The sequence below is a fragment of the Pedobacter kyonggii genome, assembly GCF_004310665.1.
Lineage (GTDB): Bacteria > Bacteroidota > Bacteroidia > Sphingobacteriales > Sphingobacteriaceae > Pedobacter > Pedobacter kyonggii.
This window is the reverse complement of sequence record NZ_SIXF01000001.1, coordinates 456,401-477,624: the sequence shown is the minus strand read 5'-3', so window position 1 is coordinate 477,624 and position 21,224 is coordinate 456,401. Positions and strand designations below refer to the sequence as shown.

General features: G+C 38.3%; 14 protein-coding genes. 9 read left to right on the top strand and 5 right to left on the bottom strand.

Annotated features, from left to right (window positions below; all coding sequences use genetic code 11):
- Positions 1–21: 21 nt before the first annotated feature.
- Positions 22–897 (bottom strand): glycosyltransferase family 2 protein, encoded by an 876-nt coding sequence (locus EYS08_RS02135; protein ID WP_131028199.1) that lies wholly within the window; start codon positions 895–897, stop codon positions 22–24.
- Positions 898–955: 58 nt separating this feature from the next.
- On the opposite strand from EYS08_RS02135, the gene meaB reads away from it, so the two are divergent.
- Positions 956–1,855 carry a methylmalonyl Co-A mutase-associated GTPase MeaB gene (gene meaB / locus EYS08_RS02130; protein ID WP_131028198.1) on the top strand — a complete coding sequence of 300 codons (900 nt, stop codon included), beginning with the start codon at positions 956–958 and terminating at the stop codon, positions 1,853–1,855.
- Between the two features lie 51 nt (positions 1,856–1,906).
- Here the strand turns inward: meaB and EYS08_RS02125 are convergent, their stop codons facing one another.
- A complete protein-coding gene (locus tag EYS08_RS02125) occupies positions 1,907–3,196 on the bottom strand; it encodes an aminopeptidase P family protein (RefSeq protein ID WP_131028197.1) in 1,290 nt (429 codons plus the stop codon).
- A gap of 171 nt (positions 3,197–3,367) precedes the next feature.
- Here EYS08_RS02125 and EYS08_RS02120 point away from each other — a divergent pair, with 171 nt between their 5' ends.
- The 8 genes from EYS08_RS02120 to EYS08_RS02090 all read left to right on the top strand — a co-directional run bounded on the left by EYS08_RS02120 (position 3,368) and on the right by EYS08_RS02090 (position 15,511).
- Positions 3,368–4,711, top strand: coding sequence for an OmpA family protein (locus EYS08_RS02120; RefSeq protein ID WP_131028196.1), 1,344 nt, complete (start codon positions 3,368–3,370; stop codon positions 4,709–4,711).
- Positions 4,712–4,810: 99 nt separating this feature from the next.
- Positions 4,811–4,948 (top strand): DUF6728 family protein, encoded by a 138-nt coding sequence (locus EYS08_RS26515; RefSeq protein ID WP_317130071.1) that lies wholly within the window; start codon positions 4,811–4,813, stop codon positions 4,946–4,948.
- Positions 4,949–4,959: 11 nt separating this feature from the next.
- On the top strand, positions 4,960–5,340 hold the full coding sequence (locus EYS08_RS02115) for a RidA family protein (protein ID WP_131028195.1): 381 nt from the start codon (positions 4,960–4,962) through the stop codon (positions 5,338–5,340).
- Between the two features lie 2 nt (positions 5,341–5,342).
- The gene (locus tag EYS08_RS02110) at positions 5,343–6,245 is read left to right on the top strand and encodes an EamA family transporter (RefSeq protein ID WP_131028194.1); all 903 of its coding nucleotides are present in this window, start codon (positions 5,343–5,345) and stop codon (positions 6,243–6,245) included.
- Between the two features lie 6 nt (positions 6,246–6,251).
- On the top strand, positions 6,252–8,357 hold the full coding sequence (gene recG / locus EYS08_RS02105; protein WP_131028193.1) for an ATP-dependent DNA helicase RecG: 2,106 nt from the start codon (positions 6,252–6,254) through the stop codon (positions 8,355–8,357).
- A 471-nt stretch (positions 8,358–8,828) separates the two neighbouring features.
- Positions 8,829–12,101, top strand: a complete 3,273-nt coding sequence (locus EYS08_RS02100; RefSeq protein ID WP_208745765.1) for a SusC/RagA family TonB-linked outer membrane protein — start codon at positions 8,829–8,831, stop codon at positions 12,099–12,101.
- 116 nt (positions 12,102–12,217) lie between these two features.
- Positions 12,218–14,011 carry a RagB/SusD family nutrient uptake outer membrane protein gene (locus EYS08_RS02095; protein ID WP_244215834.1) on the top strand — a complete coding sequence of 598 codons (1,794 nt, stop codon included), beginning with the start codon at positions 12,218–12,220 and terminating at the stop codon, positions 14,009–14,011.
- A gap of 177 nt (positions 14,012–14,188) precedes the next feature.
- Positions 14,189–15,511 (top strand): MFS transporter, encoded by a 1,323-nt coding sequence (locus EYS08_RS02090; protein WP_244215833.1) that lies wholly within the window; start codon positions 14,189–14,191, stop codon positions 15,509–15,511.
- A gap of 307 nt (positions 15,512–15,818) precedes the next feature.
- Here the strand turns inward: EYS08_RS02090 and EYS08_RS02085 are convergent, their stop codons facing one another.
- From EYS08_RS02085 to EYS08_RS02075, 3 genes are all read right to left on the bottom strand, one after another.
- Entirely contained in the window at positions 15,819–16,034 is a 216-nt protein-coding gene (locus EYS08_RS02085) for a PLDc N-terminal domain-containing protein (protein WP_131028190.1), read from the bottom strand.
- 17 nt (positions 16,035–16,051) lie between these two features.
- Entirely contained in the window at positions 16,052–17,803 is a 1,752-nt protein-coding gene (locus EYS08_RS02080) for an ABC transporter ATP-binding protein (protein ID WP_131028189.1), read from the bottom strand.
- Between the two features lie 102 nt (positions 17,804–17,905).
- Positions 17,906–21,076 carry a TonB-dependent receptor gene (locus EYS08_RS02075; protein ID WP_244215832.1) on the bottom strand — a complete coding sequence of 1,057 codons (3,171 nt, stop codon included), beginning with the start codon at positions 21,074–21,076 and terminating at the stop codon, positions 17,906–17,908.
- Between the last annotated feature and the right edge of the window lie 148 nt (positions 21,077–21,224).

Below are 21,224 nucleotides of genomic sequence, written 5' to 3'. Positions count from 1 at the left end.
TAGACAGATTTAAATTGTAGACTACTTTACAATTTTATAATTTCGGTATTCGAACAAACGCATTCCTGTTAAATCTTCAATTTTTTGCAAAACGCTCCTGCGGAAATTCATTTTTGGAGTTTCCTTGGTTAAATCTTTTTCAAATTTCCAGTTTGCAGCAGCTATTCTTTCCTGCATTACTTTTGGATGGCTACCTTTAAAATGAACTAAACGATCGGCATTGTGCATATCATAGGTTTCCTGCACAGGATAATTCTCTTCAATCCATTCTTCTGTTTGATAAAACTGATTAAAGTTCCGCACTTTACCTTGTAATCCTTTTGGTGGTTTAACCCAGCCATAATGATAAATATAAGCATCAATTAGCTTAACCTTAAGTTTTCTGTCGTTAATTCTGAAGCCTTGCGCGTCGCGGTAAGATTTTACCCCTGGTAAATTTTTTATAATCCGAACCTCTCTTCTATACCAGCGTCTGGATTCAGCCAGATAGTCGTAAGAAGCATAAAAATGTTTGTATTTTAAAAGTAAGGCCTCTACATTGCTATTGTTAAGCGCTAGCTCCATTTCTTTTTTGATCAGGGGGAGATAATCTTCATGTATGGCTTCGTCACCCTGAATATAGATCATCCAGTCGGTATCTTTCCCTATTTCTGCTAAGGCCTTGTTGGTTTCATCAGCAAAAACACGGCCCCCTTCCCTTATGCTGTCATCCCAAACGGTATCGATGGTCCTGATTTTAGGATCGATGCTTTTAACCATTTCAGAAGTCTCATCAGATGAGTTGCCCAGTGCAACTATAAAATCATCACACAAGGGTAATACAGAAAGTATGGCTTCTTTTGCTGGATAATCGTTTACAATTGCATTTCTTAAAAAGGTAAAACCGGTAACTTTCATTATGGGGATGCTTTGTAGCTGATAATTTTTGTTTATTTGTACAAAGATAGTTTTATTGATGAATACGCATCTATCCATTTTAAGCGAAGTAAAGGCGGGTAATTACAAGGTTTTGGCAAGAACATTAACCCTTGTCGAAAACAATATTACACCAGCTGATTCGATTTTAAGAGATCTGGATAGTCGGGTTAATGTACCGGTTTTAGGCATTACCGGACCTCCAGGTGCCGGTAAAAGTACCTTGGTAAATGCAATAGCTGGTCATTTTGTTGCTAAAGGAATGCGCATTGCTATATTGGCGATAGATCCTACCTCTCCATTTAATTTTGGTTCTTTGCTAGGTGATCGTATCCGTATGGCTGGTCAGTTTAACAATCCAAATGTTTTTATCCGTTCGTTGGCTACACGGGGTGCTCTGGGCGGTATTTCGGCGAAAACTATCGAAATGGTTGATGTTTTAAAAGCCGCTAATTTTGATCTGATTATTGTAGAAACTGTTGGTGTTGGGCAATCTGAAGTAGAAATTGCCGGATTAGCAGATAAAACCATCGTGGTGCTGGTTCCCGAATCGGGTGATGAGGTGCAGAATATCAAATCTGGTTTGATGGAGATTGCCGATTGCTTTGTGATAAACAAGGCTGATAGAGAAGGTGCGGATGTTTTTGCCAATAATTTAAAGAAAATTGTTCATCAGGGCACGAAGACTATCCCAATATTAAAAACAATGGCCGATAAAAATACAGGTATTGATGAATTATGTGCTTGGATAATCAAGCCGCTTACTGCCGATCATAACCAAAAGGCTTTTCTGTATGCAGAGAAAGCCTGGAGACTTATTCAGCATGAGAAAATGAGGGGTGTTGATAAAAAAAGGCTGCTAGAAAAAGTTCAGGCAGCCTTAAAGCAAGATGATTTTAATATTTATCGTTTTGCTGATGAATTTATCCGTAATGGTTAACCTATAAATTGTCGAAATCGGTTAACTGAAAACGGCGAGCTGTAAACTGAATTAACTATTCATAATATCCTCAATTTCTTCAGCTTCTAATGGGATATCGGCCATTAAATCTACATTTCCACTTGCGGTGATAAGAATATTATTTTCTAAACGGATACCCAGGCCTTCTTCTGGAATATAGATTCCTGGTTCAACAGTTAAAATATTGCCTGCTGCAAATGGCGTGTATCTTCCGGCAAAGTCATGTACATCAATGCCTAAATGGTGTGAATTGCCATGCATAAAATATTTTTTATAAGCTGGCCACGCTGTCGTTTGGTTCTTCACGTCTGTTGCAGAAATAAGTCCAAGATTTACCAGCTGCTCAGTCATAATTTCGCCGACCTGTTCGTGGTAGGTATTCCATATGGTTCCTTCGCCAATTAATTTAATCGACTCTTTCATTACGTGCAATACTGAATTGTATACCTGTTTTTGTCTTTCGGTGAACCGACCATTAACAGGGATGGAGCGGCTCATATCTGCATTATAATTGGCATATTCGGCCCCAAAATCAAAAAGTATTACGTCGCCATCTTTACATTCCTGATTATTATCATTGTAGTGGAGGATGTTTGCGTTATGACCGGAAGCAATAATAGGAGAGTAGGCATGGCCTGTTCCGCCTTGGCGGATAAATTCGTGGATAATCTCCGCTTCAATTTCATATTCTTTAACACCGGGCTTGGTGAATTTTAATACCCTGATAAAAGCATCTCGGGTTATTGCTGAAGCCTTTTTAGTTAGCTCAACTTCAACATCCGATTTAACTGCACGTAAATTTCGCATAATTGGTGCCGAACGTTCATAATGATGCAATGGATATTTCGCCCGCATTTTCTCAATGAAACGGATATCACGATAAGGAACTTCATGGGCATACCTATCATTTTCATTTGTATTTAAATAAATATGTTCAGCATAGTTAACAATGCTATGCAATATGTTGTCGAAATCCTCTAGCCAATATACCTCTTGAATACCCGATGCAGCTTTAGCCTGCTCTTTAGTGTATTTGTATCCTTCCCAAACTTTAATGTAATCGTTGGTCTGTCTTAAAAACAGGACTTCCCTGTACAATGGATTAGGACAATCAGGAAATAATAGCAATATTGTTTGTTCTTGATCAATTCCAGATAAATAAAATAAATCAGGGTTTTGCTTAAAAATAAAGTTCTGATCACCACTTCTAGGAAATTCATCGCTTGAGTTGAATATGGCTAATGAATTGTTTTTTAGGTTATTAGTGAATTTTTTTCTGTTTAAAATAAATAATGACTGATCAATAGTAGGATATTTCATGAAAATGGTATTTTTATATGGGCAATGGCCAAATGTAATAAAATGATTAATTACTGTGAAGTTTGGAACGGAGTTTGTATAAAAGTTTGAAAATTTAAAATTTTGTTTAATTTTGGCATTACTAAAAAATTAATCAATTAAATTGTTTAACCCTTAAAAAAGAAAAAGATTATGAATTATTCTACTTTAAAGAAAAGTGTTGCACTTTCTTTAGTGGCATTAACAGGAGTTGCTTCTCTTGCTGTCGCTCAAGATGCACCTGCAACAACTTCTGCTACCAAGGTATTTGGTGGTAGAGGACAGTACAGAACTTGGTCTATCGGTGTACATGGTGGTGTTTTAATGCCAGTTGTTGCTATCGGCGGTTCTAATGACTTCAACAAATGGGATGCTAACTTAGGTTACGGTTTAAATATCCGTAAACAATTAGGTCACTCATTCGGTTTAGAATTAAACGGAACACGTGGTAAACTTTCAGGTACAAACGAAGGTATTACTTCATCAGTTAAAGATTTCGAAACTGAATTGCAATATGCTGTAGATTTACGTGGTGTTGTAAACGTAGGTTCTATCGATTTCTTACGTCGTGAGAACTCAGTAGGTTTCTTCTTAACTGCTGGTGCTGGTTACATGGCTTATGCTCCAAAAGTTACTTTATCAAACGGTTCAGTAATTGATTGGAAAGGTAAAGCTACTGGTCCTGCTGATGACAAACATGATGCTAAAGATTACGTAAAAGGTTTCTACATTCCAGTTGGTGCTGGTGTTAAATTCAAAGTTTCTGAGCGTGTTAACTTTAACTTAGGTTACACAATGAACTTTGTTGATGCTGATAACTTAGATGGAGTTTATGCAAAAGGTACAACTAAAGATAAATTCTCTTACGGTTATGCTGGTTTAGAATTCTCTTTAGGTTCTTCTGCTAAACCAAGTTTAGAGTGGACTAACCCATTAGCTACTATGTACGATGAGTTAAAAGATCCAACTTTACGTCAAGAAGTTGAAGCATTGAAAAACCGTGTTTCTGCTGTTGAAAAATCTGTTGAAGATTTGAAAAAAGATACTGACGGTGACGGTGTTGCTGATCAATTCGATAAATGCCCAGGAACTCCTGCTGGTACTGCTGTTGATGGTTCAGGTTGTCCTCTTCCAAAACCAGCTCCAGTTGATTCAGTATCGTCAAATGTAACTGGTTTCGAAAAAATCGGTTTCGATTTCAACTCTTCAGTTTTAAAAACTGAGTCTTACCCTACTTTAGATAAATTATCTTCAGTGTTACGTGAAAACGGTGGTAAAGTAACTGTAAACGGTTACGCTTCAAGCGAAGGTACTGCTGCATATAACTTGAAATTATCTAAAGACAGAGCTAACTCTGTTAAAACTTACTTAGTAAACTCTGGCGTTAACGCTAGTCAAGTTGCTACTAAAGGTAATGGCGAAGCTAATCCAATTGCTTCTAACGATACTGAAGAAGGTCGTATCCAAAACCGTCGTGTTGAAACTGCTAGAAACTAGTATTTCAATATAAGATTTAAAAAAAAGTCCTGATGAAAGTCAGGACTTTTTTTGTGCCTTTTAATTTTCTGTGTTAAGCTTTTTAGCTAAGTTTGTGTTATGTACTTCTTTAGAAAAAAGGATCCGAACAGGCCAAATAATATCAATCTGAAAATTATGCATTTTATAAATGCATTGGCCATCTTAATTTTTCTTGCAGGTATCATCTATAAGCTGATCCAATGGCTTGCTAAATAACCCTAAATTGTATGAAACAAATTATTAAAACAACCAATGCTCCAGCTCCAATTGGACCATATAGCCAGGCTGTACAAGCCGGAAACTTTTTATTCATATCTGGCCAGGTAGCCATTAATCCCGAAAATGGAGAATTAAATATTGGTAATATTGAAGAAGAGACGCACCAGGTAATGCGTAACCTTAAAGCAGTTTTGCTTGAAGCAGGTTTAACTTTCGATAACGTTGTAAAGTCTACTATCTTCTTAAGCGATATGGGTACCTTTGCTCAGGTAAATGAAGTTTATGGTCAGTATTTTACTGCTGATTTCCCTGCACGCGAAACGGTTCAGGTTTCGGTATTACCTAAAAATGTTAATGTAGAAATTTCTGTAATTGCCATTGTAGGCTAATTTTGGCAGATAGTAAAAGCAAATATTTTATAGCGGGCATTGTTCCTTACATTATCTGGGGAACAATGTCTATACCTTTGCGTAACATAAAAGGTTTCCCGCCACACGAAATTTTATACTACAGGATATTTATTTCCATTATCGTAGTTTGGACAACCATTTTTTTATTCAGAAGGGAAGCATTAAAAAATGATTTGAATTTCCTAAAATCATTAAGCCCCCATAAGAAAACCAGGCTGTTGCTGCTTACCGTAGTGTCGTCATTTCTGATTACGGGAAACTGGTTTACCTATATTTATGCTGTAAATAGCGTAAGTTTAAAAGCAGCAGCCTTTGCTTATATGGTGTGCCCACTGTTAACTGCGCTCTGTGGATTTATCATTTTAAAGGAACAGTTAACAAAGGCTAAAATTATTGCCCTGATCATTGCATTTATAAGCATTATCCTATTGGCAACAGGCTCGTTACACGAAGTAATTTGGGCCATTATCATCGCATCTTTTTATGCCATATATGTTATTGTGCTAAAAGTAATTAAAGACGTAGATAAGTTTAATTTTTTGGGCGTTCAATTAATTTTATCAGGATTAATGATGCTGCCGTTGTATTTTCTTAACGCTGCGCCTTTTCCTACAGAAACCTTCTTTTGGTTGCATATATTGTTGATTGCCATTGTCTTTACAATTATCCCGCTCTTTTTAAATTCGTATGCACTGTTGGGCATGCCTTCGTCGGCCTTAGGTATTTTGATCTATCTCAACCCTATAGTTGCATTTACAGTTGCATTTTTCTACTTTAAAGAGAAAATAGATCTGCACCAATTTTTTGCCTATTTGCTTTTGCTGCTATCGATCGTTATTTTTAACACACAGTTGCTAAAGAGTGTTATTTACAAAAAACATTAAAATATTTTGTTTAATTCGGTATTAGATACACCTGTTGAGTTTTTAAAAGGCGTTGGACCAAGCCGTGCCGATGTTTTGAAAAAGGACCTCGGCCTGTTCACTTATCAGGACATGCTTGCCCACTATCCGTTCAGGTATATCGACCGTACAAAATATTTCAAGATTAACCAGATTAATCCGGATTTGCAATATATCCAGATTATTGGGCGTGTGATTAGCAAAAAAGTAATAGGCGATAAAAGAGCAAAACGTATTATTGCGGTTTTTAAGGATGAAACCGGAATTATGGAATTGGTTTGGTTTCAGAGCCTAAAATGGGTTGATGACAATATCACTGTTGGCACCGCTTACGTAGCCTTTGGGAAACCAACTATCTTTAACGGAACATTCAGTATCTCGCACCCAGAAATGGAGCTGTACCAGCGTAAACAGGTGGGGCGTGGGAATTTAACCTTACAGCCAGTTTATAACTCAACAGAGAAGCTTAAAAAGTTTAATCTCGATTCAAAAGGCTTGCAACGTTTAATCGCTGGCTTGTTAGACCAGATTATCCCTCAGGTTCCAGAGAATTTACCACAATACATTATTGATAAGTATCAGCTGCCAGATAAAAGATTGGCCTTGCTGAATATTCATTTTCCTAAAAATGTCAAGGATTTAAGTGCAGCAGAAAGACGTCTTAAATTTGAAGAATTATTCTTCATCCAGTTACAGCTTCTGCACAATAAACATTTACGCCAGTTAAAATTTAAAGGTGTAACTTTTGAAAAGGTGGGCGAAAAAGTAAACCGTTTTTATAATGAATTTTTGCCTTTCGAATTAACCAATGCGCAAAAGCGTGTGGTTAAAGAAATTAGGATAGATACACAACGTGGTGTGCAAATGAACCGGCTTGTTCAGGGCGATGTAGGAAGCGGTAAAACTGCGGTTGCATTGATGAGTATGCTTTTGGCAAATGACAATGGCTATCAGGCTTGTATGATGGCTCCAACAGAAATTTTGGCCCGTCAACACTATGCATCTATAACTGAACTTGTAACCGAAGACCTGGTGCGTGTGGCTATCCTTACAGGAAATACCAAAAAGAAGGAACGTACTGTTTTGCATGAGCAATTGGAGAATGGAGAAATCGATATTTTGATCGGAACCCATGCCCTGATTGAAGATAAGGTTCAATTTAAGAATTTGGGGCTGGTTGTGATTGATGAACAGCATCGTTTTGGTGTGGAGCAACGCGCTAAGCTTTGGCGGAAAAATATTATTCCCCCCCACATCCTCGTGATGACCGCTACGCCAATTCCGCGTACTTTGGCCATGACCTTATATGGCGATCTTGATGTTTCGGTTATTGATGAATTACCTGCCGGCAGAAAACCTATAGAAACCAAACACCTTTTTGAAGCCCAACGCCTCAGGATGTTCGGTTTTATGAAGCAGGAAATTGCTAAAGGCAGGCAGGTTTATATTGTTTATCCTCTAATTAAGGAAAGCGAAAAATTAGATCTTTTGCACCTCGAAGCTGGAATTGAGCAGTTGAGCTATCAGTTTCCAAGGCCAGATTACCAAATGAGTATTGTGCATGGGCAAATGCCCAATGCCGATAAACAGTTCGAAATGCAGCAGTTTATTGATGGTAAAAGCCAGATTATGGTAGCCACTACCGTAATAGAGGTAGGCGTAAACGTACCTAACGCTTCGGTAATGGTAATTGAAAATGCCGAACGGTTTGGGCTTTCACAACTGCACCAGTTGCGCGGCAGGGTAGGTCGTGGTGCAGAACAGTCTTTTTGTATATTAATGAGTGGGAATAAACTGAGTAAAGAAGGTAAGATCCGTTTGGAAACAATGGTAAGAACCAACAACGGCTTCGAAATATCAGAAATAGATTTACAGTTACGCGGCCCTGGCGATATTACTGGAACTCAGCAAAGCGGCGTTTTAGATCTGAAGCTTGCTGACCTGGCCAAAGACCAGATTATTTTGTCGGAAGCACGTAACACCGTAATCGCACTTTTTGAAGACGATCCGCAGCTGACAAAGCCCGAAAATGCAATCTTAAAAGCTTACCTGCAAAAATTAGAAAGAGGCATTTCTTTCGACAAGATAAGCTAATTTTTGTATTGAGTTTGATGCTTCTGATTATTATAATCTTCTTCTCCTCCTATTTTGCAATTATATTTAGTGCTGTATTATTAGTGCTACTTTGTGTCGTTTGTAATTGTTTTTTTACGAGTCAGCCCCTTATAATTATTATTATACCCCCTTTTTTTTAACTCCTAATATTTCTATCTTGCGTGTAACCAAATGTGAACTGTAGCATCGGCAAGTCCAAAATTAGGTGCATCGTACCTTGTAATTTTTAATCTCAAAAATGAATTTTGAACTAATTAAAGCCGATTTGATATGGTTAACAATGATTTATTGGCGTAATTAGAAGGGAGCCTTAATTTTTTTGATGTTAAGTGGTGTAAGCAATTATGTCGATAAGTCATATTTAATTGATTTGTGTAATGACAGTTCGATATTACTTATGAGTATTAAATTATAATACAATTATTATCTAACCAAAATAAATTGAAAACTATGAAAAAAAATCTATGGAAGACTTTTGCCAGAAGTAGCATGTTTCTTGTTTGCGGTGGTTGTCTCGTTTTTTCCCCGTTTACCAGCATGTCTGCTAAAGCATCATTGCACGAAAAAGAACCCTTTGATTTTTACAGACCTCCACTTGAGGATATTATTGTGAAGGGACAGGTTACCGATGCTAAAGGTCCGATTCCTGGAGTAAGTGTTAAATTAAAAGGAGGTGCTACAACTGCCGTAACAGATGCTTCCGGAAAATTTAGCATAAAAGTACCCGAAGATGCTACTTTAGTATTTACTTATGTAGGTTATGTAGATCAAGAAATTCAGGTAAAAAACCAAACCAATATTAATGTCAGGTTATTAGAAAACAACCAAAACTTATCTGAAGTAGTAGTGGTAGGGTATGGAACCCAAAAGAAGGCAGTCGTATCTGGTGCCGTAGCATCGGTTAAAGGTACAGAGCTGGCTAAATCATCTTCAGTAAACTTGACCAATTCATTGGCTGGTCGTTTACCTGGCGTTACGGCACTGCAAGGAAGCGGGGAGCCGGGATACGATGGCTCGACGATCCGGATTCGCGGTATAAATTCGCTTGGTAATAATAATGCCTTAATTGTAATCGATGGAATACCTAACCGAGCAGGCGGGATTGAGCGGCTAAATCCGAACGATATAGAAAGTGTATCGGTGCTAAAAGATGCATCTGCTGCTATTTATGGCTCGCAAGCTGCAAATGGGGTTATCCTCATCACTACTAAACTAGGAAAATCGGGGAAACCACAATTTTCTTACGATTTTAGCTATGGCCTACAACAGCCTACACGCATACCTAAAATGGCCAATTCCACTCAATATGCTGAGATTTTAAATGAACTGAATATTTTCGGCTCTGATCTTAATCCGAATGAATGGTCGGCAGCGGGGAATAGTTTCAAAACAACAGGTACTTATTTGTCTACTGGTGGTAAAACGATTAATGCAGCTTACAAACCAGATGAAATCCGGAAATTCGGCGACGGCTCAGATCCTTTAAGGTATCCCAATACTGATTGGTTTAAAACTACTTTCCAAAATTGGTCTCCTCAGCAAAGACATAACGTTCAGATTAATGGAGGGAGTGAGAATGTTAAATATTTACTTTCACTAGGCTATCTAAACCAGGATGGTTATTATAAAAATTCTGCCACAGGTTATCAGCAGTATGATATGCGTTTTAACCTGGAAGCAAAATTAAGTAAGTATATTACTACAACATTGGGAGTAAGTGCGAGAGAGGAAGATCGTAATTTCCCAACGGTTTCAGCAGGTGATATCTTTAGATTCTTAATGCGGGGAAGGCCTAACGAGATAGCCATATGGCCTAACGGGTTGCCTGGTAGGGATATTGAATATGGCTATAATCCGGTGGTTTCTACTACAGATTTAACGGGAACTAATAAAGATGTTAGAGATTACTTTCAAACTACAGGTAAAGTAGAAATTAAAATTCCTGGTGTTGATGGATTAAAGGTAACTGGTACAGCTGCAATAGATAAATATTCTGGCAGGCAAAAAAACTGGCAATTGCCCTGGACACTTTACGATTGGGACAAGAAGACGTTTGCAGCCGATGGTGTAACACCAGTGCTTGCAGGTACGGTGCGTTCTCAATACACCGATCCAAGGCTTAGGGAAACTGCAGGTGGACAATTGGCCATAAACTTAACAGGAATGGTTAACTATGATAAAAAGATTAGTGATCATACGATTGGTTTGATGGCTGGCGTAACACGCGAAACAGTTAACAACGATGGTTTTACCGCATTTAGAAGATACTTTATATCATCATCTGTCCAAGAGTTACTTGCAGGTGATGAAAGGGAGCAATCGTTAGGCAATAATCCTGGTGATCCGAATAATTTATTTAAAAGAGCACGGTTAAGCTATTTTGGTAGGGCAGGCTATAATTATAAAGAAAAATACCTTGCCGAATTTTTGTGGCGGGTAGATGGATCTTATATCTTTCCAACAGATAGACGTTTCGGTTTCTTCCCTGGGGTATCAGTAGGTTGGCGCTTATCTGAAGAGCCGTTTTTCAAAGACAATGTTAAATTTGTCAACAATTTGAAATTAAGGGCTTCATGGGGCCAAATGGGAGCTGAAGCCTATTTCGGAGATGCTTTGCAAGAATATCAATACCTCAGTTTGATGAACTTTGGCACTTATACCTTTAATGATTTGGTAACCAAAACCTTAACTGAAGGCAAGGTGCCTAATTTTGATTTTGGATGGGAAGTAGCAAATAATACCAATATTGGTTTAGATGCATCCTTTTTAAATAATAAACTGTCGTTAGAGTTCGATTACTTCTATAATAAGCGGACAAATATTCTGATCAGTAGAGGCAGCTCAGTGCCAGAAAGTTCGGGTATTACCGATCGTTTACCGCCAGTTAACTTAGGAAAAGTAAACAACAAAGGTTTCGAATTTAAATTAAGTTATAACGACCAGGTTGGCGATTTAAATTTTGGGGTGAGTGTAAACGGTGGCTACGCCAAAAATAAAATCATCTTCTGGGATGAAACTCCTGGTGCTCCGGAATGGCAGCGTTCTACAGGTAGGGTAACTAGTTCGTGGTTGGTTTACGATTATGATGGTGTTTTTAAAGATCAGGCAGAAATTAGCGCCAATAAACTTAATTATAGTGCACTTACCAATAACCTGCGCCCGGGCGATATGAAATTTAAAGATATTAACGGCGATGGTAAAATTAATGCAGATGATAAAATACGTTTAGATAAAAATGGTACACCAACATTTACAGGCGGTGTAAATTTTAATGTTCAGTACAAAGGATTTGACTTATCAGTGCTTATTCAGGGAGCAACCGGCGGGATGCAGATTGTTGGTTTAACAGAATCTGGAGATATTGGTAACTTCCTGGAATGGTCATACCTGAACCGTTGGAGTATCGATAATCCAAGTTCGGTAAACCCGCGCTTATCAAACAGGGGGGCTACCTATTATACCGATAGCAATAATGCATTAAACAATACCTATTGGTTAAGGAGCAATAACTACATCAGACTTAAGAATGTAGAGCTAGGTTATACATTGCCAACCACGTGGGTTGAAAAAGTTGGGTTAAATAGTGTAAGGGTATATGCAAATGGCCTCAATTTGGCAACGCTTGATAAAATCAAGATATGGGACCCTGAATCTACCAATACAAGTGGACAGTACTATCCACAAGCTAGGGTAATTAATATGGGTATTAAAGCCACTTTTTAACAATGTATAGCTGTTTATCAATTACAAAGAAGAATATGAAAACAATAATTCAAAATAGAAATTTATATCTATTGGTTCTTATTACCTTTTTTGCATTTGCGTGTAAAAAGGATTTTTTGAACGTAGAATCACCTGGACAGGTGCCTGCCGAATCGGTATGGAAAGATCCAGCAACTGCGCAGGCATTTGTGAACGATATCTATAACGGATTGGGTAACGGCGGCTTTTCTGAACAGATGTTAGCATCTGTTTCTGACGAAGCCTTGTTTACGCATCCTACCCGTGGAATAGATCTTGTTAATAACGCTACCATTAATCCTTCAACACTTGGGTGGGTAGACGATACCTGGGCTTATAAACAAATGTATAACCGGATCAGGGCCTGCAACATTACCATTGAGAAAATAACCAGCGGTGATAATTCACTTACCAGCCAAGCGTTAAAAGATCAATTGCTGGGCGAGGCCTATTTTTTAAGAGCCTATTTTTATCAACAACTGGTGCGCTTTTATGGAGCGGTGCCTATTATTACAAAAATTTATGTGTTAGACGATAATTATAATGCAAAGCGCAATACTTATGAGGAGTGCGTAAACTTTATTCTAAAAGATTGCGATGAGGCCAATAGATTATTAACCGGCAAAACCATGGAAAAGGGGCGCACTACTGCACTTGCAGCCTTAGCGTTAAAATCGAGGGTATTGATTTATGCAGCAAGCGATTTGCATGACAGGGCAAAACTTACAACAAAAGTTAGCGGAATCGCCACTCAAAAATTAGATTTCTTAAGTTATGCAAGTGGCAATCAGGCAGATCGGTATAGATTAGCCCAAACAGCAGCAAAAGCAGTTATGGATTTAAGTACGGGCTATAAACTTGATCTTACGGCACCAGCTACTTCAGCCAATGGGCAGTTAAATTATAAAAGCATTGCTATGGGCGGAGCCAGTAAAGCGCCTGGTGTAGATGCTAGTGCAGCTTCAGAATTAATTTTTGCACGTTATTTTATTATTCAAAACAACATCAAACATGCACAACAGAATGGTCCAAACGGTTACCACAACTGGGCGGGCAATACACCAATAGGCTTATTGGTTGATGATTATGAAATGTTAGATGGTACAAAGTTTAGTTGGGCAAACTCAGCACAAAAGGCCAGTCCTTACCAAAATAGGGATCCACGCTTTTACGCTACTGTTTTATATGATGGTGCTGGTTGGAAACCCCGCGATAAAGCTTCGGGTAATGTTGATCCAGCCAGTCAAATCCAAACTGGTGTATACGATTTAATGGATAACACTACGAGGATTGACTTTAGAGGTTTAGATACACGTGCAAGTTCTATCGAAAACTGGAACGGCAGCTGGACAGGCTATTACTACCATAAATTTATCGATCCAGATCCAAGTATTGTAGATGCCTCGATGTCGCAGAATGTGCCTTGGCCTTTCTTTAGGTATACCGAAGCAGTATTTAATTATATCGAAGCGAGTATTGAGCTTGGCGAACTGGGCAATGCTACAAACTGGTTAAATAAAATCCGTTTCAGGGCAGGTATGCCTGCTGTTACAGCAACAGATCAGGCTGGCCTTAGAGCGGTTTACCGTCACGAACGCCGCATAGAAATGGCTTACGAAGAACAACGTTATCATGATACCCGCAGGTGGTTAATCGCTGGTGAAACATTGGGCAGAAAAACCACTTATATTAAGGTTACTGGTAAATTTAAACCAGGCAAAACGATGTCTGCCCCTTACCATTATGATAATACTGTATACGATTATACTTATAGTCCGGTGGAAGAGAATGCACAAGAGAACAGGAGCTGGAACGATAAACTTTATTTCAGGCCATTTAGCCGTGATGAAGTAAACAAAAATAATTTGCTGGAGCAAAACCCCGGTTACTAAGCTAACCATTTCCAGATACCCGATGGATAATATTATTCATCGGGTTTTTTATGTAATAATTTCTGGAGCTGGCCGATCGGATATTTTTACTTTTAAATAGAAAAACAGGTGAGCTTAAGCCTTTGGCCATTCCCGTATTTAATTTTCAAAGCGTAGTTTTGCAAATAAATTTTTTCTGTGGCAGATTCAGACCTCAACTCCGTTATTGTAAAACCAGATCCTTACGCCGCATTGCGCTTTAGGGAGTTCCGCTCTTATTTAGGCATGCGTTTTTTCTTCACATTTGCCTATCAAATGCAGGCAGTAGTGCTTGGGATTTATATTTATCATGTAACAAAAGATCCAATGGCCTTAGGGTTTGTAGGCCTGTGTGAGGCTATTCCTGCGATAGGGATTGCATTATACGGAGGTTATGTTGCAGATAAAAGCGAAAAAAGGGGTTTATTGCTCAAAGTATTTGGAGGCGTATTTCTTTGTACCCTTATTATGCTGCTGGTAACATTACCGCAATTTAACCTTAGGCAATTCGATATTATTTTTACCCTGTTTAATTTTAAGGTTAATCTAATTGCCTTAATTATGTATGTACTCGTATTTGGGATGGGGATATCAAGAGGGTTTTTCGGTCCGGCTACATTCTCTTTAATGGCTCAGATTTTACCAAAAAACCTTTATCCAAATGCGAGTACCTGGAGCAGTTCGAGCTGGCAGATGGCTTCTATTTTAGGGCCGGCAATAGGGGGAATAACTTATGGTTTCTTCGGTATTACCATCACTTATATCGTAATTATTTCTTTTGTATTTATAGCCCTTATCTGTATTTTCTTTTTAAAAGTACACCCTCCGCAGTTTGTGCCCAAAGAAAATATTAAAGAAAGTTTGCTTAAAGGAATAAATTTTGTGTTTAAAACCAAAATGATGGTTTGGGCAATGAGTTTGGATCTGTTTTCGGTGTTTTTTGGTGGTGCGGTAGCCATATTGCCCGTGTTTGCAAATGATATATTAAAAGTTGGCCCCGAGGGTTTAGGGTTTATGCGGGCCGCTGTTTCTGCAGGATCTGTTTTTACCATGCTTGCTATGACGCGTTTTTCGCCTATGAACAAACCATGGCGAAATTTATTGATCGCCGTAACCGGTTTTGGCTTAAGTATCATCTGCTGGAGTTTATCTAAAAATTTCTACTTAACGCTCTTCTTTCTCTTTTTAGAAGGCTCTTTTGATAGCGTAAGTGTAATCATCAGATCAACCATTATGCAATTGTTAACACCCGACGAAATGCGCGGACGTGTATCGGCAGTAAACAGCATGTTTATTGGGTCGTCAAACGAAATCGGAGCTTTCGAATCGGGCCTTACAGCAAAGTTAATGCGTACTATCCCATCGGTAGTTTTTGGTGGAACGATGACATTGGCAATTGCTGGAATTACATGGTTAAAAACTAAATCTTTAACGAAACTAAGTTTGCAGGATATTAATGAACAAACCAGCAAGGCTGCTTAGTTACTAAAAGAGTTGTCAACTTTAATAGCCAGTTTGCTGGAAAGTTGACAACTCTGAAATTTAATGATAATTAAGTACTATTGTGCCTTTGCGTCTTGGTGATGAAATACAAAAAATGGTTCGTGAGGACACGAACCATGGCGATAGAAATAAAATCAGGATGGCGATTCCCGGTGTAGAGTTGACAACTTTAACAGTCAGTTTGCTAGAAAGTTGACAACTCTGGAATTTAAATATTTATTGTGTTTTTGTTTCTTGGTGGTGAAAAGCAAAAAATGGCCCGTGAGGACACGGACCATGGCGAAAATTAAAACTTCTTATTCTTACCCCAGATTAGATAAATAATGGAACCTAAAAAAGGGGCAAGAAGGATAATGATAAACCAAAGTACTTTTACCGAGAAACCGATGCTATTGTTTCTTGATATATGGTACAATGCTGTTAATATTAAGGCTAGCCATAATACGGCTGCTATAATAATGATAATTGCAATCTGGTTGCTTTCTACTTGTGCTAGTAACATAATAAAGATATTGTTCCTTAAGCTTCAACAACTCTTTCGCCAATTTGTTGGCGCCACATGGCTTGATATAAACCATTTTGTGCAATTAGCTCTTCATGCCTTCCTTGCTCAATGATATGGCCTTTCTCCAGCACATAAATTTTATCAGCATGTTTTATGGTCGATAAACGGTGGGCAATCAAAATGGTAATGTGATCAGTTAAATTTGAAACCGAACGGATGGTTTTGGTTATCTCTTCCTCTGTAATCGAATCTAGCGATGAGGTAGCCTCATCAAAAACTAAAATATCTGGCTGACGAAGTAATGCTCTTGCAATTGATAAACGTTGTTTCTCGCCACCAGAAACCTTAACCCCACCTTCGCCAATTAACGAATCTAAGCCTTTGTCGGCACGGGCCAAAAGCGTTTGACAGGCAGCCTGGTTTAATACTTTATAACATTCTTCATCGGTTGCGTTGGGGTTAACAAACAACAGGTTTTCTCTTATTGTACCCGAGAATAACTGTGTATCTTGCGTTACGAAACCGATTTTCTCACGTAAAGCATCAAGATCGATATCGTTACTTGGAATGCCATTATATAAAATCTCACCATCTTTTGCCGGATATAAACCCACCAATAATTTCACCAGTGTGCTTTTTCCAGAACCTGATGGACCAACAAATGCAATGGTTTGCCCGTGATGGGTTTTAAACGAAATATTATCTAAAGCATTTCTATTGGCTGTTAGGTGTTTGAACCCCACATTGCTAAAGGTTAAATCTTTAATTTTTGCAATCGAAGTTGGGTTTTCAGGTTTTTTATCAACAGGGGTACTTAGTATCTTTTTAAAGTTACCTAACGAAACTTCTGCCTCACGCCAGGTTAAAATCACATTGCCCAACTCCTGTAGTGGTCCGAAAAGGAAGAATGAGTAAAAAAGGAATGAAAAATACTGTCCGGCAGTAATGGAATTATCGAAAATAAGCAACAGTAAAACCAACACCATTGTGCTACGCACCAGGTTAACGGTAGTACCCTGAACAAAACTCATACTGCGTACATATTTCACTTTTTTAAGTTCTAAGCCGAGAATTTTGTAAGTGGTTTTATTCAGTCGGTCAATTTCCTGATCGGCCAAACCTAAACTCTTAACCAGCTCGATGTTTCTTAACGATTCGGTTGTAGAGCCTGCCAAAGCTGTGGTTTCGCCAACGATAGAGCGTTGGATAGTTTTGATTTTTCGGCTTAAAAACCAGCTTACAAAACTGATGATCGGGATAGCTGAAAAATAAACTAAGGTAACTTTGTAGCTTACCGAAACCGAATACACGATAACGAAAATCATTCCGATTAAACTTACAAAAAGGATGCTGATAAAGGCGGTGATAAACTTCTCCGAATCTAATCGTACTTTTTGTAAAATACCCAGGGTTTCTCCGCTACGTTGATCTTCGAAAACCTGATAAGGCAATTTTAAAGAATGTTGCAAACCATCAGCATACATTTTTGCGCCAACTTTTTGAACGATCACACTGGTGAAATAATCCTGAAAGTTTTTAGCGATACGCGAAACCATAGCTGCGCCAATAGCGAGGCCAATTAAACCCAATGAGCCCCAAAGGTACTGGTTGTAGGTTAACGAATCTTTTTTATTGATAAAGCGGTCTAAAATTCTTCCGGTGATATATGGATCTAAAAGTGAAAAACCAATATTTATGCCTGCCAGCAATAGCGCTAAGGCCACAATCCACTTGTGGTGTTTCAGGTAGTCAAGTAATAATCCCATTAAGTTTTGCTGTTTGTTAATGCAAACATAAAAAAAGGGAACGGATTAAAATCCATTCCCCTTTTTTATGACTTTAAGCTAAGAAAGTTAGCTAAGTAAAGGTTAAAATCCGTAACGTAAACCGATTTGTGCCTGCCAAGGGTTTCCGGTTGGTGTTACAATACCAGTATTGTTTACGCGGTAATTGTAATTAGAAGTTGCAGCGTCAAAGCCTGTAACAGCATATAATGCCTGTGTACCTAAAGTTTCCGTAGTACCCCACGTTTTCTTAAATAAGTTTGCTACGTTAAACAAATCGCCAGAAATTTCAATGCTTTGTTTTTTACCACGTCCGAATTTAATCTGATAAGCTAATCTTAAATCAATTGTACCATAAAAACCATTTATACCACCATTGCGCTCAGCAAATGTACCTTCATACTTAGTGATATAATCTTTCAAACTTTGGCTTGCAGCACCATTATCCAATAAGGTTTGTAAAGCAGTTCTAAGGGCAGCTGGTACATTGGCATTTGATCTGCTGAAGATGTAGGCTAAATCATTTGTTGCCACGAAATCACCATTGGTATTTCCACCAGATAGTAAACTATATCTGGTACCACCAATGCCCGAATATCGAATACCGGCTATAATACCATGGAATGATGGTAATGTTCCGTAAACTACAACTTTGTTTCTAAATTGACCATTTGAGTAAGTCATTCTGCTTAAATCGCGTGGATCATCAACAACAGGTAAAGATAATGTTGCTGAGTTAGCTACGTTACCATTGAACGATGTGTTATCTTTTGTATCATTCCAGGTAAAACTAGCCGAAATTTCTCCATCTTTAAAGTATCTCCAGGTACCATCTACAACTACCGCAAATTGATTTACCTTGCCTTTGCTGTTCATCTCTAATACTCTACCAAACTGATTAGTTAAACGACCTCTTTTCCAATCTGTAGTTCCATTACCTGTAATGATACTGTTTGCAGGCACATAAACTCCTCTGTTTCCTTCGTTCGATAATCTGAAGAAAGGATCGACAACCATATTTCTATCAACATACATGTAGTTATTACGTGCTAAAGTTGCATAACCCGTAATACCCACCCTTATTCTATCATTTATTAATTTGTTATAAGATAAGTTAGCTTTATACACTACTGGTACTTTGGCATCATCAGCATAAGTATTTATGGTAGGGATTTGTAATGCTGGTAGCGTTGGTGCTGTAACAGTTCCATTTCTGTAACCAATAAAATCTGGAGTTGGTACACCTGTACCAGTAACGTCAACTGTAGCCAAGTGTTTACCATCAAATGTTAAGTTGTTAATGATTACATAATTGTTTACATCTGATCCAAAAATTCCGGCGCCTAAGCGAACGTAATCAGTATGTTTTTCATTCACATCCCAATTAAACTGGATACGAGGCTGAATTAAAAACTGCTTTAATTTATGATCTGTTCTTACACCTATGGCATCAAATAATTGCTGATTTAATGGTGAGGTTGGGTACTTGCTATAATCTAAACGTAAACCACCTGTAAAATCTAAACCTTTACCCAATTTAGTTTGCATTTGGCCGTAAAGTGCTGTATTCCATAACTTGCCTACAACAGTTGGATCAGCAACTAAAGGAACTTCTCTGTAATAACTGATTGGTGTTAAATTATCGAAGTTTTGTAGAGCGGTTGCATCGGTTGCTCCTGTGCCTGATCTGTTAAAAGTAAAACGACCATTTACTTCACTGCCATACAATGATTTTGCATGGGTGTACATGATATCTACACCAAAAGTATATTTAATTTTATCTGTGTTATAATAAAAATTATCTACCAATTGCAACACGTTATTGGTAAAATCTTCTTGTCCAAAGCGGTGACCACCAATTTGAACAGCTGTTAATAAACTGCCAGTTGGGGTAGTAGATTGTAAATTAGAAACAACCGCTCTTGGTATAGCAAAACCTAGTTCATCATTTTGCGTACTGGCCTGGTAGGTGTACAAATGCTGTAACTTTAATTCATTGGTAACTTTGCTGCTGATTGTTGATCGTAAGGTAGCCAATAAGCTATTATCCACGTTTTTATCATTTCCATAACTTTCATAAAAGTTGATGGCCGTATTGTCAGCTAATCCTAACGGATTTCTGTCGTTGGTATAGTTATCTCTGACGGTTAATAAATTTTTATCATCAATCTGCCAATCCAAGCGTAAGAAACCGGCATCAGTTCCTCTCTTCTTATCGAAAGAACCAAACTGAGGTGTGTTTGCTACGCCATATTTGTTGCGTGCAATGGCCAAAAAGTTGTTTAAAGTAGTATTGGTAACATTAAAACGGGCTTCATCTGCTGATGAATTGATATCGGCAATAATTAACGGACGAGAATCTCTCTGGTGATCCCATGCTGCAAAATAGTGCAATTTATCCTTTATAATCGGACCGCCTAAGCTAAAACCATACTGGTAGGTAGAGAAATCGTTAACCCTTTTATTACCCCTTATATCGTAAGTACTTGCCAAAAAATCGGCCCTGTTGTAAGCAAATGCGCTACCGGTAACCTGGTTGGTACCCGATTTTGTTACGGCACTGATGGTACCACCACCGGCACGGCCTAAACTTACATCATATTGGTTGGTAACTACTTTAAACTCCCGAACACTTTCGATAGAGATGGAATAGGGTGCACCGCTTCGGCTAGTTGTACTACCAGCAGATGTCGGGTTTTTTGCCGTCATACCATCAATAGTAAAGTTGGTAGAAGAACCCAGCTGACCAGATATACCGCCAGGGCCAGACAAAGGAGATAAATCTGTTAAGCTCGAGAAATTACGACCGTTTACTGGTAATAAGTTCATCGTTTTTGATGAAATCTCGGTAGATGCGCCAAACTGTTGCGCTTTATTTCTTAACGAAGATCCGTTAATTTCTACGCCATCGAGGTTTTGAGCAGTCTCCTGCATGTTAATGGCAACCCTTACTGCATCGCCTTGGTTTAACATGTAACCTGTTCTATTTTGCTCTGCATAGCCTATATAAATGGCTTTAACAGTGTAGGGTCCACCCAATGGAAGCTCTTTAAATGTATACTCGCCCTGGGCATTGGTTGAGGTTCTGGTGGTAAAACCTGTTGAATTGTTTCTGATTTGGATAGAAACTCCAGGTATGGGCTTCTTTTGTTCATCCGTTACAATGCCGGAAATTGATGCCTGCGTTGTTTGTGCAAATGCCGAATTGTTGGCAAAGCAAAATAGCAACAATACCGCAATAAGTAAATTTTTCATCATCATTTTTTTTTAGGGATTATGAAGCTTGCCTGAGGTTTTTTATTTGCCCAAGCAGGTTCATCATAATTAGTTTCTGATTTTTATGATGACAAAGGTGTTAATGTGCTGTTAACTGAATTCTGATTTAATATTAATAATAGGTTTA

Coding starts and splice junctions, on each gene's coding strand:
- EYS08_RS02135 (WP_131028199.1), bottom strand. CDS start 897: ATGAAAGTTACCGGTTTTACCTTTTTAAGAAATGCAATTGTAAACGAT.
- meaB (WP_131028198.1), top strand. CDS start 956: ATGAATACGCATCTATCCATTTTAAGCGAAGTAAAGGCGGGTAATTAC.
- EYS08_RS02125 (WP_131028197.1), bottom strand. CDS start 3,196: ATGAAATATCCTACTATTGATCAGTCATTATTTATTTTAAACAGAAAA.
- EYS08_RS02120 (WP_131028196.1), top strand. CDS start 3,368: ATGAATTATTCTACTTTAAAGAAAAGTGTTGCACTTTCTTTAGTGGCA.
- EYS08_RS26515 (WP_317130071.1), top strand. CDS start 4,811: ATGTACTTCTTTAGAAAAAAGGATCCGAACAGGCCAAATAATATCAAT.
- EYS08_RS02115 (WP_131028195.1), top strand. CDS start 4,960: ATGAAACAAATTATTAAAACAACCAATGCTCCAGCTCCAATTGGACCA.
- EYS08_RS02100 (WP_208745765.1), top strand. CDS start 8,829: ATGAAAAAAAATCTATGGAAGACTTTTGCCAGAAGTAGCATGTTTCTT.
- EYS08_RS02085 (WP_131028190.1), bottom strand. CDS start 16,034: ATGTTACTAGCACAAGTAGAAAGCAACCAGATTGCAATTATCATTATT.
- EYS08_RS02080 (WP_131028189.1), bottom strand. CDS start 17,803: ATGGGATTATTACTTGACTACCTGAAACACCACAAGTGGATTGTGGCC.
- EYS08_RS02075 (WP_244215832.1), bottom strand. CDS start 21,076: ATGAAAAATTTACTTATTGCGGTATTGTTGCTATTTTGCTTTGCCAAC.